16 protein-coding genes and 1 pseudogene are annotated in these 16,323 nt (G+C 72.4%); 5 read left to right on the forward strand and 12 right to left on the reverse strand.

Going from position 1 to position 16,323, the window contains the following annotated elements; translation table 11 throughout:
* Nucleotides 1-6: 6 nt before the first annotated feature.
* Nucleotides 7-414 carry a BlaI/MecI/CopY family transcriptional regulator gene (locus QIT00_RS20550; RefSeq protein WP_282536785.1) on the reverse strand — a complete coding sequence of 136 codons (408 nt, stop codon included), beginning with the start codon at nucleotides 412-414 and terminating at the stop codon, nucleotides 7-9.
* 235 nt (nucleotides 415-649) lie between these two features.
* Here QIT00_RS20550 and QIT00_RS20555 point away from each other — a divergent pair, with 235 nt between their 5' ends.
* Complete coding sequence (locus QIT00_RS20555) at nucleotides 650-1,225, forward strand: TerD family protein (protein WP_282536786.1); 576 nt, start codon at nucleotides 650-652, stop codon at nucleotides 1,223-1,225.
* Nucleotides 1,226-1,446: 221 nt separating this feature from the next.
* Entirely contained in the window at nucleotides 1,447-2,031 is a 585-nt protein-coding gene (locus QIT00_RS20560; protein WP_282536787.1) for a TerD family protein, read from the forward strand.
* Nucleotides 2,032-2,118: 87 nt separating this feature from the next.
* Here QIT00_RS20560 and QIT00_RS20565 read toward each other — a convergent pair whose 3' ends face one another.
* Entirely contained in the window at nucleotides 2,119-2,439 is a 321-nt protein-coding gene (locus QIT00_RS20565) for a cupin domain-containing protein (RefSeq protein WP_282536788.1), read from the reverse strand.
* 76 nt (nucleotides 2,440-2,515) lie between these two features.
* Nucleotides 2,516-3,472, reverse strand: coding sequence for an EamA family transporter (locus QIT00_RS20570; RefSeq protein ID WP_282536789.1), 957 nt, complete (start codon nucleotides 3,470-3,472; stop codon nucleotides 2,516-2,518).
* Nucleotides 3,473-3,556: 84 nt separating this feature from the next.
* On the opposite strand from QIT00_RS20570, the gene QIT00_RS20575 reads away from it, so the two are divergent.
* Complete coding sequence (locus QIT00_RS20575; protein ID WP_282536790.1) at nucleotides 3,557-4,471, forward strand: LysR family transcriptional regulator; 915 nt, start codon at nucleotides 3,557-3,559, stop codon at nucleotides 4,469-4,471.
* A 52-nt stretch (nucleotides 4,472-4,523) separates the two neighbouring features.
* On the opposite strand, the gene QIT00_RS20580 is transcribed toward QIT00_RS20575, so the two are convergent.
* The 3 genes from QIT00_RS20580 to QIT00_RS20590 form a co-directional block, all read right to left on the reverse strand.
* Entirely contained in the window at nucleotides 4,524-5,807 is a 1,284-nt protein-coding gene (locus QIT00_RS20580; RefSeq protein WP_282536791.1) for a hypothetical protein, read from the reverse strand.
* A 112-nt stretch (nucleotides 5,808-5,919) separates the two neighbouring features.
* Nucleotides 5,920-7,134 (reverse strand): cation:proton antiporter, encoded by a 1,215-nt coding sequence (locus tag QIT00_RS20585; RefSeq protein ID WP_282536792.1) that lies wholly within the window; start codon nucleotides 7,132-7,134, stop codon nucleotides 5,920-5,922.
* 224 nt (nucleotides 7,135-7,358) lie between these two features.
* The gene (locus tag QIT00_RS20590; RefSeq protein WP_282536793.1) at nucleotides 7,359-7,763 is read right to left on the reverse strand and encodes a hypothetical protein; all 405 of its coding nucleotides are present in this window, start codon (nucleotides 7,761-7,763) and stop codon (nucleotides 7,359-7,361) included.
* A 61-nt stretch (nucleotides 7,764-7,824) separates the two neighbouring features.
* Between QIT00_RS20590 and QIT00_RS20595 the strand changes: the two genes are divergently transcribed.
* Entirely contained in the window at nucleotides 7,825-8,943 is a 1,119-nt protein-coding gene (locus QIT00_RS20595; RefSeq protein ID WP_282536794.1) for a sigma-70 family RNA polymerase sigma factor, read from the forward strand.
* A 19-nt stretch (nucleotides 8,944-8,962) separates the two neighbouring features.
* On the opposite strand, the gene QIT00_RS20600 is transcribed toward QIT00_RS20595, so the two are convergent.
* From QIT00_RS20600 to QIT00_RS20620, 5 genes are read right to left on the reverse strand one after another with little or no spacing between them, the layout of a single operon-like run.
* The gene (locus tag QIT00_RS20600; protein ID WP_282536795.1) at nucleotides 8,963-9,352 is read right to left on the reverse strand and encodes a fluoride efflux transporter FluC; all 390 of its coding nucleotides are present in this window, start codon (nucleotides 9,350-9,352) and stop codon (nucleotides 8,963-8,965) included.
* Between the two features lie 49 nt (nucleotides 9,353-9,401).
* Nucleotides 9,402-9,749 carry a DUF190 domain-containing protein gene (locus QIT00_RS20605; protein ID WP_282536796.1) on the reverse strand — a complete coding sequence of 116 codons (348 nt, stop codon included), beginning with the start codon at nucleotides 9,747-9,749 and terminating at the stop codon, nucleotides 9,402-9,404.
* Nucleotides 9,750-9,763: 14 nt separating this feature from the next.
* Nucleotides 9,764-10,273, reverse strand: coding sequence for a fluoride efflux transporter FluC (locus QIT00_RS20610; protein ID WP_282536797.1), 510 nt, complete (start codon nucleotides 10,271-10,273; stop codon nucleotides 9,764-9,766).
* 9 nt (nucleotides 10,274-10,282) lie between these two features.
* Nucleotides 10,283-10,825, reverse strand: coding sequence for an ABA4-like family protein (locus QIT00_RS20615; RefSeq protein ID WP_408909808.1), 543 nt, complete (start codon nucleotides 10,823-10,825; stop codon nucleotides 10,283-10,285).
* Nucleotides 10,826-10,831: 6 nt separating this feature from the next.
* Nucleotides 10,832-11,821, reverse strand: coding sequence for a hypothetical protein (locus tag QIT00_RS20620; RefSeq protein ID WP_282536872.1), 990 nt, complete (start codon nucleotides 11,819-11,821; stop codon nucleotides 10,832-10,834).
* A 285-nt stretch (nucleotides 11,822-12,106) separates the two neighbouring features.
* On the opposite strand from QIT00_RS20620, the gene QIT00_RS20625 reads away from it, so the two are divergent.
* Nucleotides 12,107-12,736, forward strand: a complete 630-nt coding sequence (locus QIT00_RS20625) for a MerR family transcriptional regulator (RefSeq protein WP_282536798.1) — start codon at nucleotides 12,107-12,109, stop codon at nucleotides 12,734-12,736.
* Nucleotides 12,737-12,821: 85 nt separating this feature from the next.
* On the opposite strand, the pseudogene QIT00_RS38975 reads toward QIT00_RS20625, so the two are convergent.
* Nucleotides 12,822-16,200 (reverse strand): annotated as a pseudogene (locus QIT00_RS38975) (AAA family ATPase).
* Nucleotides 16,201-16,323 lie beyond the last annotated feature (123 nt).

Genomic DNA, 16,323 nt, shown 5'->3' on the forward strand with positions numbered 1-16,323 from the left:
GGGGCGTCAGTCCTCCGGATCGTCTTCGGCCGCGCTCAACAGGTCCCGCAGCAGCTGTTCGTCACTCGCGGGGAGTGCCGTGAGGAAACTGGCCAGGACCGCTTCCCGGTTCTTCTCCCCGTCCAGGACCTTGCGCATCCGCAGGGCCGCGAGCCCCGCCTCGTCGGCGGCGGGGGTCCAGACGAACGCGCGCCCCTCGCGCCTGCGGGACACGGCCTCCTTGGCGAGGAGACGGGTCAGGATCGTCATCACGGTGGTGTAGGCGAGATCGGCGCCGAGCCGCTCCTGCACCCAGCCGGCGGTCACCGGGCCCGGGGCCTGCCGCAGGGCCGAAAGCACCTGCGCCTCCAGCTCCCCCTGCCCACGCCGGGATCTCGGCTGCTCGTCCCGGCCGCCCCGATCACGGTGTGCCATCCCTGCCTCCCTCCGGCCGCGCCGCCCCCGCGGCTCCACGCGGGCGGCGCTCATCGTAATGGCCCTGACAGGTCTCCACCGGGCGGGCCGCGACCCGGGCGGCCGTCCGGGCAGCCCTCGCGCCCGCCCCCCGTGCGCCGTGGCGCGCCCTAGCCGCATCTTCTACACTTCTGTAGATTCTGGATCCCGGGCCCCGCGGCGGGCCGGGAGTCATCACGCAACTAGGAGGAGAGCAGTGGGAGTTTCCCTCGCCAAGGGCGGCAACGTATCCCTCAGCAAGGAAGCCCCGGGGCTGACCGCCGTCCTGGTCGGCCTGGGCTGGGACGTACGCACCACCACCGGCACCGACTACGACCTCGACGCCTCGGCGCTCCTGTGCGACGAGTCCGGCCGGGTCCTGTCCGACCAGCACTTCGTCTTCTTCAACAACCTGAAGAGCCCGGACGGTTCGGTCGAGCACACCGGCGACAACCTCACCGGGGAGGGCGAGGGCGACGACGAGGTCATCAAGGTCGACCTGGCCGGCGTGCCCGCCGAGGTCGCCAAGATCGTCGTACCGGTCTCGATCCACGACGCCGAGAACCGCGGACACTCCTTCGGGCAGGTCCGCAACGCCTTCATCCGTGTCGTGAACCAGGCGGACCACCAGGAGATCGCCCGCTACGACCTGTCCGAGGACGCCTCAACCGAGACCGCCATGGTCTTCGGCGAGCTCTACCGGCACGGCACGGAGTGGAAGTTCCGCGCCGTCGGCCAGGGCTACGCCTCCGGACTGCGCGGCATCGCCCAGGACTTCGGCGTCAACGTATGACGCTCGTCAACTGACTCTCGTCAACGTATGACGCTCGTCAACTTCTGACGCTCACCCACTACTGACGCGTGCATCGGCAGCGGGAGCGGCAGCGGGAGCGAGACCATGGCGTGGCAGCGGGCTCCGCCGAGGCTGGGCGTGCTGCCATGTCCTCGCGCCGAACTGTCCACTCGCTCCACTCGCCCTGAGCACCGCTCATTCCGCCAAGGAGACCCACCCTCGTGTCAGTGAACCTCAGCAAGGGCCAGCAGATCAGCCTCAGCAAGTCCGACGGCAGCTCGCTGACCGCCGTACGCATGGGTCTCGGCTGGCAGTCCGCGCCCCGCAAGGGCTTCCTCGCCAAGCTCACCGGCGCCAGGGAGATCGACCTGGACGCCTCGGCCGTCCTCTTCGCCGGACAGAAGCCCGTCGACGTCGTCTTCTTCCAGCACCTGGTCAGCGACGACGGTTCCGTGCGCCACACCGGCGACAACCTCGTGGGCGGCGCGGGCCAGGGCGGGGACGACGAGGCGATCCTCGTCGACCTGGCGCGGGTCCCGGTCCACGTGGACCAGATCGTCTTCACCGTGAACTCCTTCACCGGGCAGACCTTCACCGAGGTCCAGAACGCCTTCTGCCGCCTCGTCGACGAGACCAACGGCCAGGAACTCGCCCGCTACACCCTCACCGGTGGCGGCAACCACACCGCGCAGATCATGGCCAAGGTCCATCGGGTGGGCGGCGGCTGGCAGTTGAAGGCCATCGGCGAGCCCGCGACCGGCCGTACCTTCCAGGACCTGATGCCCTCGATCGCCAGCCACCTCTGACGGCTGCCTCTGACGGCTGCCTCTGACGGCTGCCTCTGACGGCTGCCTCGGGCGGCTCCGGACCACCCACCCCGTAGACAGGAATCCTCAGGGGGCGACAGGCGGACGTTCCTGCCCCGCGGGCTCCTTGAGCTCGACCTCGACGAAGGCCAGGAAGGAGTCGCCCGCGTTGACGACCTCGTGCTCGGCCCCCGCGGGACGTGCGTAGGACTCACCGGCCCGCAGTTCTGACACGGCTTCTGCTCCGCCGGGGGAAAGGATCCTGGTCGTGCCGTCGGTGAGCGGCACCACGACGTAGTCGTACTCGTGCAGATGCGGGCCTGTGCTGGTTCCGGGCTCGAAGTCCCATCGGGTGACACGTACGCGTGCGTCGTCCTGCTGCACCGTTGCCCGGGCCGTGGTCGTCATCACGATTCCTTCCGTTCGTTCGGTGTGCCGGGCCGGTGGTGCGGAGCCACGGCACTGGCGGTGGAGATGCCGCAGTTCACCACGTGCTCCCGGTCGCCGTGGGGCGTGGGGCGGCGGTGTGCTCGCCGTCGGGCGCCACGGCGTGCCGGGGGTCAGGGGGCGGCGGAGCGGGGCGGCCGCCGGTGCGGGTGGCGCCGATGCCGGCGAGCACGACGAAGGCGACACCGGCCGCGGCGGCGAAGCCGGGTATCTGGCCGAGCACCAGCAGCCCGGCGAGCAGCGCGATGGCCGGTTCCAGGCTCATCAGGGTGCCGAACGCGGAGGCCGTGAGGCGGCGCAGGGCGAGGAACTCCAGGACGAAGGGCAGTACGGCGCTCAGGGCCGCAAGCCCGAGAGTGGCTCCGAGCAGCTTCCACGTGACGTGTCCCAGGTCGGAGGGTGCCGCGACGAGGAGGCCGATGCACCCGGCGACGGGCATGGAGACGGCCAGCCCGTTCAGACCGGTCACGGAGTCGCCCACGCGCTGGGTCAGCACGATGTAGGCCGCCCAGCAGGCCGCGGCGGTCAGGGCGTAGCCCGCGCCGACCGCGTCGATGCCACCGTGCCACGGCTCGGTCAGCGCCACGACACCGATGGCGGCCAGCAAGGTCCAGCGCTTACGACCGCGACCCGGGCCGCAGAGGGACACGGCGAGCGGGCCGAGGAACTCCAGCGCACTGGCCGTGCCGAGCGGCAGCCGGGTCACGGCGAGCATGAAGAACACCATCATGCCCGCGCTGACCGTGCCCAACAGGGCGCACGCGAACAGGTCGCGGCCGCTGAAGTCCCGCAGGCGCGGCCGTACCAGGGCAAGCAGCAGCACACCGGCCCACGCAAGGCGCAGCCCTGTCGTACCCAGGGCTCCGAGCTGGTCGACCAGCGAGACCGACAGCGCGAGGCCGAGCTGGATGGTGGACATGGCGGCCACGGCCATCACGGTTCCGGTGGTGGCCGAGGGCATGCGCAGACGTGCGCGGTGTTCGAGCAAGCTCATGGAGGCCAGTAGACGAGCCGCGGACCGTTCGCGTCCACGTGCCGATCCTGAACAATCCGTCAGCAGATCATGGACAATGAGGCCATGGAGACCCGACGCCTACGCATGCTGGTGGAACTGTCCCGCCTGGGGTCCATGCGCGCGGTGGCCGACATGCTCGGCACGACCACCTCGACGGTCTCGCAGCAGATGGCCGCCCTGGCGGACGACATGGGCACCGCCCTGACGGAACCGCACGGGCGCCTGGTCCGGCTGACGCCCGCCGGCCGCCGGCTTGCCGAGCACGCGGTGACGATCCTCACCGCCGTCGAGACGGCGCGCCACGACCTCGCCCCGGGGAGCGAGCCCAACGGCACCCTGCGCGTCGCGGGCTTCGCCACCGCCATACGCGCCCACCTGCTGCCCATCGTCACCGCCCTGACCACGAGCCACCCCCGCCTGAGCATCCTGGTCCGCGAACACGAACCCGCCGAGGCACTGCGGCTCCTGGCCGAGGACGCGACGGACCTGGCCCTGACCTACGACTACAACCTGGCACCCGCGGCCGAGGACCCCGTGGTGCGCGCCACCGCCCTGTGGACTGCGCGCTGGGGCCTGGGCGTCCCCGCGCGGGCCGACATCCGCCCGGGCAGCACGCTGGAGGTCTTCGCCCAGCTCGCCGGTCAGGACTGGATCGTCAACTCGCGCAACACCGCGGACGAGACCGTCATCCGCACCCTCGCCTCCATGGCGGGCTTCACCCCGCGCATCACCCACCAGGCCGACAGCCTCGACCTCGTGCAGGGAATGATCACCGCCGGGCTCGGCGTGGGCCTGCTCCCCATGGGGACCGCCACGTTCCCGGCGGTGCGGCTCGTCCCGCTCACCGCCCCCGACGTCGAACTGCGCTCCTACGCCGTGGCCCGCCACGGCCGGCTGGACTGGCCACCCCTCGCCCTGGTCACCGACCTCCTCGTCGGCCGGTCCACGACCGGGAGCCAGTCCCGTCACCTGCCGTGATCAAGCAGGGTCAGCCCTCGCGGCCCTCCGGTCAGCCCTCGCGGCCTTCCGGTCAGCCCTCGCGGCCCTCCTCAGGCTCGTCGAGCTCGTCGGGCTCGTCGGCCGCGTACGGATGCACGTAGCTGCCGTCGTCGAACGGCGTGAACCACGTGCCCGGCCCCGCGGTCGCCCTGCGACGCAGGTACTCGCCCACCGCGCTCCCGTCGGTCCCGTCGGTCCCGTCCTGCGTGTCGTCGTACAGCCACGTGTGGTCCCTGCCCTCCTGGACCGCCTCCGAGAAGCGCTCCAACGCCGACGAGACTCCGCCGCTCAGCAGTCCGAAGGTGTCCAAGGTGACCCGCGCGGTGTTCAGCAGGAGTCTCAGCGCCAGCTCCTCCGCGACGCAGCTCAGCCGCACGAAGCCGCCGTCGGTGAAGCGCGTGGTCAGTGCCACGGCCGTCACCAGGAACCGGCGGGCGAAGTGCGCGTCGTAGCGCAGGGCGTACCGCGGCGGCAGGTCGTCGAGGAGCCACAGCAGCTCGTCGCACTCGGCGACGTTCGTCTCCTCCTGGTCGAGCGTGAAGGCGTCCTGGAACAGCTCGTCCAGGACGACGTCCGCCGCCCGGACCAGCGCTCCCGCGGCCAGCTCCGCGTCCTCGGACGACACCGAGGCGGCTGAGGTCCCGGGGGCCTCGGGGATCTCGGGGGTCTCGGGGGCCTCGGGGGTCTCGGGGGCCTCGCGGGCCTCGCGGGCCTCGGGGACCTCGGGGGCCTCGGGGGCCTCGGGGGCCTCAAGGGTCTCGGGGACCTCGCACTCCTCGTCGGCAGCACCGAACGTGCCCGGCCCGAAAGCCCTCAACTGGGCGGCGAGTGCGCGCATCCGCGCCTCCGCGGCCCTCGACGCGGCAGCGGCACGGGCCGGGTCGGCGGCGGTCCCTCCCTCGGGCTCCGCCAGGCGGGCACGTCGGGCGGCCACATCCGCCGGGGGCGCTTCCGGGCCGTCGGCCGCGTCCAGGCTCTCCTTGACGAGGTCAGGGTGCAGTTCGACCTCGCACCGTTCGACGCTCCAGTCAGCGAGCAGCTCCGAACTCTCCAGGACCTCTTCCACCAGCGAGCGCACCGTCCGCTCCGCTGTCTCAAGGGCCGGTGCCGTGACGAAGATCTTCAACAGCGCCCCGCCGGTATGGACGCCCACGAACGTGTCGTCGACCTCCACCTCCACCCCGTCCGGCCCTTCGAGCAGTCCGATCCCCCGCAGCCCCTCCTCAAGCAGGGCCGCGGCGCCGACCCCCTGCAGCTCGTCCATCTCCGGCGCACCGCTCGGAATCCTCGTATCCACCGTCACCGCGTACGTCACGGCTCTCAGCCTTACAGGACCGACCGGCGCCCGCTGCGGCAATGACGAATTCCGGGGCGGCAGGGCGTGGCCTCGCGGCGTGGGCTCGCGGAGCGGGCGCGTGGGGCTCGGGCTACCAGGCCTCCGTCCCCTGCACCGGGGTCTTCGACGGCTTCGCCGAGCCCCCGCGCGTGCGCAAGCGCAGGGCGGCCAGCGGCAGGACGAGCACCGAGATCATGGCCGCGCCGACCAGAGCTGCCGCCTCGCCCTGGCCGATGACCTTCTCGTCGAGGCCGATCGTGGTGATGGCGACGACCAGGGGGAGGCAGGTCGACGCGTACAGGGCGAGGGCCCGGCGGTCGGTCGGAGTGAGGTCGCGGGGGGCGAGTGCGTAGGCGGGCAGGCCGCGTACGAGGAGGAAGAGCAGCAGGAACACCGGGAGGAGGGCGAGGGCGCGGCCGCCGTCGAGGAGCGAGGCGAGGTCGAACTCGATGCCGGTGACGACGAAGAAGACCGGTACGAAGAAGCCGAAGCCCATCGCCTCGACCTTGCCGAGGATCTCCGGGCTGCTCTGCGGCGCCGCGCCGTGCATGACGAGGCGGGTGAGGATGCCGGCGGCGAACGCGCCGAGCAGCGTGTCCAGGCCGAACGCCCCGGCGAGCGCGAGCATCGCGACGAGCAGCAGCATCACGAACCGCATCGCGAACTGGGCGCTGGAGTGCAGGGTGTTGGCGATGACCTCGGCGAACCACGGTGGGCGCGGGCGCAGCGCCCAGAAGACGGCGACGGCGGTGATCGCGGCGAACACCAGGAGAACCGCGGCCGACCGGCCCGGCTGGCGGCCGCTGAGCAGCAGCGCCATGGCGATGATCGGCCCGAACTCGCCGACCGCGCCGAACGCCATCATCACGGTGCCGAAGCGGCCCTTGAGATCGCCGCTGTCGCGCAGGATCGGCAGGACCGTGCCGAGTGCGGTGCTGGTGAGGGCGGTGCCGATGACGACCGTCTTGGAGACGTCCGCGCCGGTCAGAGCGAGGGCGAGGCCGAGGCCGAGGACGAGCGAGACGAGCCACGCCCACACCGACCGCCGCAGCGTGTCCCCGCGTACCGCCGCGAACTCGATCTCGTACCCCGCGAGGAAGATCAGCATGGAGAGGCCGAGGTCGGACAGCATGTCCACGGCGTGGTCGTGGTGCGCCCAGCCGAGTACGTCGGGGCCGATGACGATACCCAGGACGATCTCGAAGATCACGAGCGGAATCCGGACCCAGCGCCCGAGCCCGTACGACAGCAGCGGCGCGAGCACGGCGATGGCCATGATCAGGACGAGGGTTCCCGGGTGCGACATAAGGGTTGTTTAGCATGCGAATGGGGCGATCCTGGCTAGCGGTTGGGGTCGGCGATCGGGCTAGCGGTTGGGGTCGGCGATCGGGCTGGCGATCCGGCGATCGGGCTGGCGATCCGGCTGACCGGCTGTCCGGCTGTCCGGCTGACCGGCTGACCGGCTGACCGGCTGACCGGCTGTCCGGCTGTCCGGCTGTCCGGCCAGAGGCTGGCGCCGCTGAGGCCTGGTCAGTTCTCGTACGGCGTGATGCGGCGGTACGCGGCGCGGGCGTGCAGGACTCGGGCCGTGGTCGTGCCGATGAGGGCCGCGGCGAGGAGGCAGGCCATCCACTCCAGGTCGCGGCCGCCTGCCCAGGAGATCTCGCCGGTGGGGTACGTGCCGAAGAAGTTGAGGAAGCCCCAGCACAGGACGGCCGTGCCCGGGGCCGCCACGAAGCTGCCGCGGACGCCGAGGAGGGCCGCGAAGAGGGAGAGCGCGGCGAGGGCGAGGCCCGTGCTGTCGAGGGCGCCGAGCAGGTCGAGGACGTGGACCAGGCCGAACGCGCCCGCGTAGGCCGCCGTCCAGATGAAAGGTGCGGCCCACGGTCGGGGGACGGCCCTGGCCTCGCGGGAGACGTACCGCCACTCCACCATGCCGATTCCTCCCCACCCCTGGGCGCTCGCCCCAAGAGTACGGCTCGGGCAGAATCGCCGGATGCGGGATGACGTGCTGGTGCGGCGGTTCGAGGAGGAGCGGCCTCGGCTCAGGGCCGTCGCGTACCGGATGCTCGGTTCGCTCAGTGACGCCGACGACGCCTTGCAGGAGACCTGGCTGCGGGTCGACCGGGCGGATGTGGACGCCGTACGCAACCTCGGCGGTTGGCTGACCACCGTCGTGTCCCGGGTGTGCCTGAACATGCTGCGGGCGCGGCAGGCGCGGCGCGAGGAGCCGCTGGACGCCGAGGTGTCGGGCGGTACGGGGGTGGGTGCGCCCGCGGGTTCGTCGGTGGGTTCGTCGGTGGGTACATCGGTGGGTACATCGGTCGGTACATCGGTCGGTACGTCGGTCGGTACGTCGGTGGGTGCGCCGCTTGTTGCCGAGGGGCGGGGGTCGGGTCCGGAGGAGGAGGCGCTGCTTGCCGATGCCGTCGGGCACGCGCTGCTCGTCGTGCTCGACACGCTGCGGCCGGTCGAGCGGGTGGTGTTCGTGCTGCACGATCTGTTCGCCGTGCCGTTCGACGAGATCAGTGCTCTCGTCGAGCGATCACCGGACGCCACACGGCAGTTGGCGAGCCGGGCACGGCGACGGGTCCGGGGGAGCGATGGCGGTTCGGGGGCGGGTGGCGGTGCGGGAGTGGGTACGGGTTCCAGTACTGGTACGGGTGCCGGTACCGATGCGCGGCGGCTGCGGGAGGTCGTCGAGGCGTTCCTCGCCGCCACGCGTCACGGCGATCTCGACTCTCTCGTCGCGCTCCTCCACCCGGACGTCGTCCTGCACGCCGACCCCGCCGTCGTCCCGACGCCCGAACCCGTCGTCGTACGTGGTACCCGCCGGGTCGCCGAGGGTGCGATGGCCGCGATGGGCCGGGCACGGTTCACGGGCACGGCCCTGATCGACGGTTCCGCCGGGCTCGTGATGGTGCGTCAGGGCCGGCTCGCGGTCGCGCTGGTCTTCGAGGCCACGGGCGGGGACGTCTCCCGGATCGATGTCATCGCCGAGCCGGGCCGGTTGAGCGAGCTCCGGGTGGATCTGCTGGCTGAGGGCCGGGGGGACCTGCTGGCTGAGGGCCCGGGGGATCTGCCGACTGAGGGCCCGGGTGGATCTACCGGCTGAGGCCTGAGTGCGGAGCCGGTCAGGCCCACCACGCCTCGGCCAATGCCACCCCCGCGTACGCCGCCCCGAGACCTGCCACCACACTCGCGACCGCGTTCAGGCCTGCGAGCAGGCGGGCCCCCGACTCCACGAGGCGCAGGGTCTCGTACGAGAACGTCGAGTACGTGCTCAACGCCCCGCACAGGCCCGTGCCGAGCAGCAGATACAGCGGGGAGGGCGCGGCACCCGCGAGCGTCGCGCCGGTGAGCGTCGCGCCGGTGAGCAGGCCGAGGACGAGGCAGCCGGTGACGTTCACCGTGAACGTGCCCCAGGGGAACACCGAGTCGTGCCGCGACTGCACGGCCCGGTCCGTGAGGTAGCGCAGCGGGGCACCGACGGCCGCACCGGCCAGCACATACAGCCAGTTCATCGCGGAGCCCTCCGCTGGAGGGGCTGGTGGCGGGGGTGGGTCCGGTGGGTCACGTGTGGTCCCGGCCGGTGTAGCGGACAACCTCGCAGTCGTCGAGGGTCACGAGCCCCTCGCCGACGAGTTCGTCCAGCTCGGGCAGGAAGGCGCGGACGCGTTCCTCGGTGTCGACGATCACGATCGCCACCGGCAGGTCCTCGCTGAGCGAGAGCAGCCGCTGAGTGTGGACGAGGGAGGAGGCGCCGAAGCCCTCGATCCCCTTGAACACGCTGGCGCCCGCGAGGCCGGTCCGGTGGGCGCGGTGCACGATCTCGCTGTAGAGCGGCTTGCGCTGCCAGGTGTCGCTCTCCCCGATGAAGATCGTCAGGCGCAGGGCGGTGCCGGTGAGCCTCTTCGTCATCGTCGTCATCGTCCTCATCGCCTCCGGGGCGGGCGGGTCGTACGCGTCATCCGGTTCGTACGCGCCATCCGGTTCGTACGCGTCATCCGTTTCGTACGCGTCGTGTTCAGGGCGCGGCGGGTGGTCGTCGCCGCGAGCCACACCGCCGCGAGGGACGCGACCAGGGTCAGGGCGAGGTAGCCGAACGCGGCGCGGACCTCGCGCAGGCCGGTCAGGCGCTCGATGTCCACGGCGTACGTCGAGAACGTCGTGAACCCGCCGAGCACGCCCGTGCCGAGGAACGGCCTGACCAGGCGGTGCCGCTGCCGGCCCTCCGTGATCACGACCATGAGGACGCCCATCGCGGCGCACCCCACGACGTTCACACCGAGCGTCGTCCACGGGAACGCCCCGGCCCGCGTCGGCCAGATCAGCGACGCCCCGTAACGAGCCGCCGCCCCGAGCACACCGCCCACCGCGACCGCGGCCAGCGTCGGCCCCTGACCGCGCAGCAGGGCGGGCGCTCGGAGCTCGGCTGTTCCCATGGGGCCAGGCTAATTTCCCGCCACCGGGTCGGCCGCCGCAGCCCTGGCCGTCCCGGCGGGCGTGGCCTCGCCCGCCGGGACGGCTACGGGCGCGGCCTCATCCGCACCGGCCACGACCGGCGTGGCCTCCCCCGCACCGGCCCTCCGTATCGCCCGCAGCGGAAGGAACAGGAGCAGGCCGATCGGTGAGAGCAGGATCGTCAGTACGAGAAGGGGGCCCATCACCCAGGCAGAGATGCCGAGTCGGCGGGCCTCGCGGTACATCCACTGGCCGAGCAGCAGGTCCCACGCGATGACCTGCGCCCACACCGCACCCGCACCATCGGCCAGCGCGGTCAGCTCGCGGAACCCGTCCACGTCCGGGCTGCTGACCGCCGCCCACAGCTCGGGCAGCACTGGCAGTGCGAGCGCCAGATAGACGAGCAGCACGGGGACCACCGTCAGCGGGGACGCGGCCACCCGTTCGGTGAGCCGGGTGCCCGGCGCGAGGATCAGCAACAGCCAGACCGGGGCGGCCAGCCAGAAGGTGAGCTCGAAGAGAAAGCCGGTCATGACTCGTCAACTCCTTGTTGTGATGGTCGCGTTGGCCGCTCGTGGGCCTCGATGCGCGCCACTGTCCGACTCCGGCCGACTCCCGCTCTCCGGCCGTGAGGGAGATCTCGGCCGCGACGGAGGTCCCGGCCGTGACTCCGCTCGCAGAATCACCCATGCCCCGGCCCCCGTCGCCGCCAGGATCAGGCCCGTCCCGGCCAGCGTCGTCACGTCCGGGCGCAGCAGGGGTTGGCCGCGCAGCGCCTGCTGACCGAGGACGATGAAGACCGCCGCGTACGTCAGCGACGCCAGGCCGACGAGTCGCGCTCGCACCCGCTCACCCCGCAGCCGGGGCACACGTCGCCCGAGCAGCACCAGGGCGATGACGAGCAGCGGCAGCAGCTGCAGCGCGTGCATGCCGAAGAAGTGCGGGATACGCAGGTCACCGCCGGTGACCGACCAGCCGGTGAGCGGCATCGACGGCCCGCCGTCCGGTACGCCCACGCTGTGCGCGCCGATCACATCCGACTCCCCGCGCAGCTGCCCGGGCGCCGGCCGTGTCATCAGGAATCCGACGGCCGACCCGGCGAGCGCCAGCACGATCCCGGCGCGCATCGCCCGCGCCGCCGCCCGGTCCGCGACGCGGGCGCGCAGCAGCAGGACGGCTATCAGCAGCGTGGCCGCCCACAGCACGACGATCGTCGCCCCCATGACGGTGAACAGTGCCGAGTCGAACGGCGTCGCCTCGTTGAAGTGGCTGCGCCTGCCGCGGACCACCTGCCCCACGATGATCACCATCTCGACCAGCCCCGACGCGGCCACGACGGCCCCCGCCCACCCGCCCACGCGCGCCGCCCCGCCGCCGGGCGGAAGCTGCGCGAGAAGCCAGGCGAGCGACAGGCAGTACGCCACGAACGAGACCGAGAACTTGAACGGCTTGAGCCAGATCGGCGAGCCGACGAGCACTCGGTCGTCGAGGACCAGGCCCGCGGCGCAGACCACGGAGGTCACGACCATCAGCCCCACGAACACGAGCAACGGCCGATTCCACGCCACCCGCCGACCCTCCGGCGCCCCCGACTCCCCCGGCTTGACCAGCCCTGATGACTCGCTCGGCTTCCTCATGACGAACCCCTCCCGTGAAGACAGCTGAGACGCATGGCGACGTAATGGATAGCGGCACTATCCGCTATCCGATAGTGCCACTATCTATGATGGGTGGACCCTTGGCAAGGGCCGACGGGTCGAATGACCGAAGGGCCGAGAGACGGATGAAGGAATGGATCCAGAGGTGAACCGCCCATGCGCATCGGTGAGTTGAGCCGAAGAACCGGGGTTCCGGTACCGACGATCAAGTACTACGTACGCGAGGGACTCCTGCCGCCCGGCGAGCTCAGCAGCCCCAACCAGGCGCGCTACGACGAGACCCACGAGCGTCGGCTCCGGCTGATCCGCGCGCTGCTCGACGTCGGCGGGCTGAAGGTGGCGGCCATCGCGGAGGTACTGCAGGCCGTCGACGAGCCCGGCCGGCCCGTGCACGACGTGCTGGGCGCCGCGGCCAACCGGCTCGGGCCGCCGCAGCCGGACGACGGAGACGACGACGCCCGGTCCGAAGCGCGGGACACCGTGCAGGAGTTGATCGCGCGACGCGGCTGGCGCGTCAGCACGGACAACCCGGCCGCCACCGACCTGGCGCACGCACTCGTCGCCCTCGACCGCCTCGGCCACGCCGCGTTCGCCGAACTCCTCGACGACTACGCCGACGCCGCCGAGCAGGTCGCCCGCGCCGACCTCGACTATGTGAACCGCCGGGTGGCGGTCGAGGATCTCGTGGAGACCGTGGTCATCGGAACGGTGCTGGGCGAGGCCGTGTTCAACGCCCTGCGCCGACTCGCCCATGTGGACAGGTCCGCGCAGCAGTTCGGCGACTAGAGGGAGACTCCCCTGGGCCACCAGCCCTCGGTTCAGGCATTCATGGGCAGGACGCTTCCGGCCGGGCGGCGGCGACCTCAGGCCCTCACAGCCGCCAGTCCGGCGCCCCGCCCTTCGGTCTGTACGCGCACGTGCTGCCCGTCGAGACCGACTCCCGCAGGTGCGCGGCCAGTTCGGGATGGCGGGTGTCCAGGCGGCGGAGGGTGTCGCGGATGCGGGCGGTGACCGTCTTGCGGGCGCGCTCCGCCTCGTCGCCGAGGCGGCGGGTGCGGCCACCGAGGCCCGCTGCGGCACGGAGCTCGTCGAGGAGAGCCTTGCGCTCCCGGTCGTACTCCGCGGCGCGCTCCGTGGCGCCCCTCGCCGCAGCGCGGTCTATCTCCTCGTCGAGACGGTCGAGACGGACGCGGTACTGCCGCTTCGCCTCCTCGTCCAGGACCGCATCCCCGCCGAGGCTGCGGGCCGCGACCACCTCGGCCCCGCCCTCGGGCGCCAGGAGGTGCACGGCCGGGATGTCGTCGCCCGGGCGGGACAGCAACTGCCGCAGGTCCCGCAGTCCCTTGGCGTCGGGCATCGGTGTCGTCCGACCGGCGTACGACAGCGTCCAGACCGTGCCGTCGTAACGGAACTCGTGGGCAGGCGTGGGCAGTTCGGGACCGGTCGCGGTGCCGACAGGTTCCCTGGAAGGCGGTGGCTGTGCCAGGGCGGCCGGGGGAGTCGTCGGTTCCGGTGCCGCGCGGACCTCCCGCATCCGGCTCATGCGGCGCAGCACCTGCCGCATGCCGAGGTCCTCCGCGTCCCGTACGACCTCGGTCAGCAGCTGTGCCGGGTCCTCGCCGCGAGCCGCGCGGACCTCGGCGAGCTGGGCGCGGGCCAGCACCGACCAGGGCTTGGCCGCGAGGAGTTCGGCCGAGCGGTACGCCCTCGTGAAGCCCTGCTCCGCCTCCTCCAGGCGGCCCGACGCGGCGTCGCACAGGGCGATCCAGTGCACGACGGGGCCGCTGATGTCCCAGCCGAACATCGACACCGCCCACTGCCCTGCGTACGGCACGAGCGCCGCGCGGGCCGCCGCGCACAGCGCGCGGTCCCCTGAGGCCGCCGCGGCCTGCGCCTGGAACCGCAGCCGCAACGGCAGGAAACCGCGGTCGATGTCCGCCGTACGAGGGTGCGGCTCCGCCTCCGGCCCGGACTCCGGGCCGGACTCCGGGCCCGGCTCCGGGAGCAGCTCCCGCGCGTACGCCACCGCCGCCTCCAACTCGGCCCGGGAAGCGCCCTCCTCCTCGGCGCGCTCCACCGCCGTGATCCCGAAGAGGAGGCGCGCACACGGGTGCCCGCGCTCCAGGCTGCGCAGCACCTCGTCCACTCCTTCGTACCGCCCCTGGAGCAGCGCCAGCGTCCAGCGGTGGTGCTCCAGGAGGGGGAGGAAGTGGGTGTGGGGTTCGGTTCTGCTCGCGTACCCGAAGGCCTCCGTGAGGAAGCTCTCGGCCTGTGCGAAGCGGCCGCCCAGGGCGCACACGATGGACTGGTCGATGGCCGCGCCCACGCCCATGAGAGGCAGGCCGGACTGCTCGGCATGCGCCACGTACGCGTGGTACTCGTCGAGATAGCGCGGGTCGCCGAGCTCGATGCGGGCCACCCAGTGCAACGCGCGGGCGAAGTGCTCGCCCTCCAGGTCGTCGGAGCGCTGGGCGATCGCGGTCAACTCCTCGACCAGCGCGACCCGTTCGGCCGCCGTGCCCGGACCCCAGATGGCGTGGTGGCGGGCCCACAGGCTGAAGCCGAGCGCCTCGTCGTCCGCGTGCCGGCGGGCCAGGACGGCGCTGCGGACGCTGAGTTCCTGAGCGAGTTCGCTCGCCGGTCGCCCTTCGGTGCGGTCGACGGCGCCGCCGCGCGCGGGCGCACCGCTGTGGTGTTCGTCCCCTCCGACCAGCGCGCGGTGCGCCTCGCGCAGCAGCTCGTCCGCCTCGCTCGGGCCTTCCGTGCCGAACAGGCCGGCCAGCTGCCTGCTGCCTGCTGTAGAGCGTGAGCGCCACGCGCGCGAGGAGAGTCGGATCGTCCAGGGAGCGGGCCAGGTCCAGGGCCTCGTCGAAGGCGACACGGCACGCGTCCTCCTCGCCCGCGTGGTGCAGGGACTCGCCGAGCGCCAGCGCGACCAGGACCCGCCTGCCCTGGTCCTCCAGGCCTACGGCGCGCTCCGCGGCCCGCCGCTGGTGCACCACCTGCTCCTCCAGTGCGAGCCGCGACCCGGCGTCGTGCGCGGCCTCCTGCAGCAGCCGCACCGCCGTCTCGGGCGCCACCTCGTCCCCCGCGGCGTACGCATGCCGGGCGCGGTCCGCCGGGAACACCTTCGCGGCCAGGTCGGGTGCCCGCTCCAGGGCTTCGACCACGGCGGCGTGCAGCGTGCGGGCCTCGTCCGGGGCGGGCTCCTCCTGGAGGGTCTCCCGTACGAGATCGTGGGCGAAGGCGAAGCGGCCGTTGCCCAAGGACGTCATCAGGCGGGCCGTGACCGCCTGGTCGAGCAGGCGGTCGACGTGCGCCACCGGCGCGCCCGCGACGGCCGCGAGCACCTGCCGGTGGAACTCCCTGCCGAGCACCGCACCCGTTGTCAGCAGGTCCTTGACCGCCGCGGGCAGCAGGTCGAGGCGGCGCCGCACCGCCTCGCGGACGCCTGGTGCGACCGCGCCGAGCGTCCCGCCCGCCGCCCACAGGCGGGCCGACTGCTCCACGAAGAACGGGTTGCCGCCCGTGAAGCGGTGCAGTTCGGTCAGGGTGGGCTCGTCCGGCTCCCGTCCCGCCGTACGCGCCACCAGGGCGCCCGTCTCCGCGCGGGTCAGGCCCGCGAGGCTGAGCGTCGTGCCCTTCGCGACCAGGGGCAGGATCTGGCCGCGCAGGGGGTGGCCCTCGGCGTCCACCTCCGCGTCCCGGTAGGTGCCGATCAGCAGCAGGCGCTCGAACCAGGCGTGTCCCGCGGCGAATTCGAGCAGTTTCAGCGAGGCCGAGTCGGCCCAGTGCAGGTCATCGAGGACAACCACCACGGGCTGGTCCTGGGAGACGGTGACCAGTGCCGTCGTCACCGCGTCGTACAGGTGGAAGGCGGCCGTCGGGTCGTCGGCACCCGGCACCGGGGACTCACCGAGGAGCGCGCCGAGCCGCCACGAGGTCTCCGAACCGATGGTCTCCTGGGCCGCGGCGAACCGCTCCTCCCCCACCGCACGCCGCAGGGCGCGCACGACCTGCACCCACGGCCAGTACCCGGGCGCGCTGTCCGACGCCCAGCAGGCGCCTGTCAGCACCAGGGCGCCTCTGTCCCGCGCCTCGTGCGCGGCCTGGGTGACCAGGGTCGTCTTGCCGATTCCGGGCTCGCCCGTGACCAGCACGAGCCCGCCGTGGCTGTGCACGGCGCGGTCCACCTCGGCGCGCAGCACGGCCGCCGGGTGGTCTCGTCCGATGAGAGCGGCTGGGGTCATGCTTCGAAACCATAGGCGCCGCCACTGACAGTCGGCGGGGCCTGTGGATAACTTCGGAGCCATGAGGACTCACGGACCGAAGCGGGCGCGGCGGGGCTCACCCCGGCCTGGCCGACGGCGCCG

It is taken from the genome of Streptomyces luteolus, assembly GCF_029968015.1.
Classification (GTDB): Bacteria; Actinomycetota; Actinomycetes; order Streptomycetales; family Streptomycetaceae; genus Streptomyces; species Streptomyces luteolus.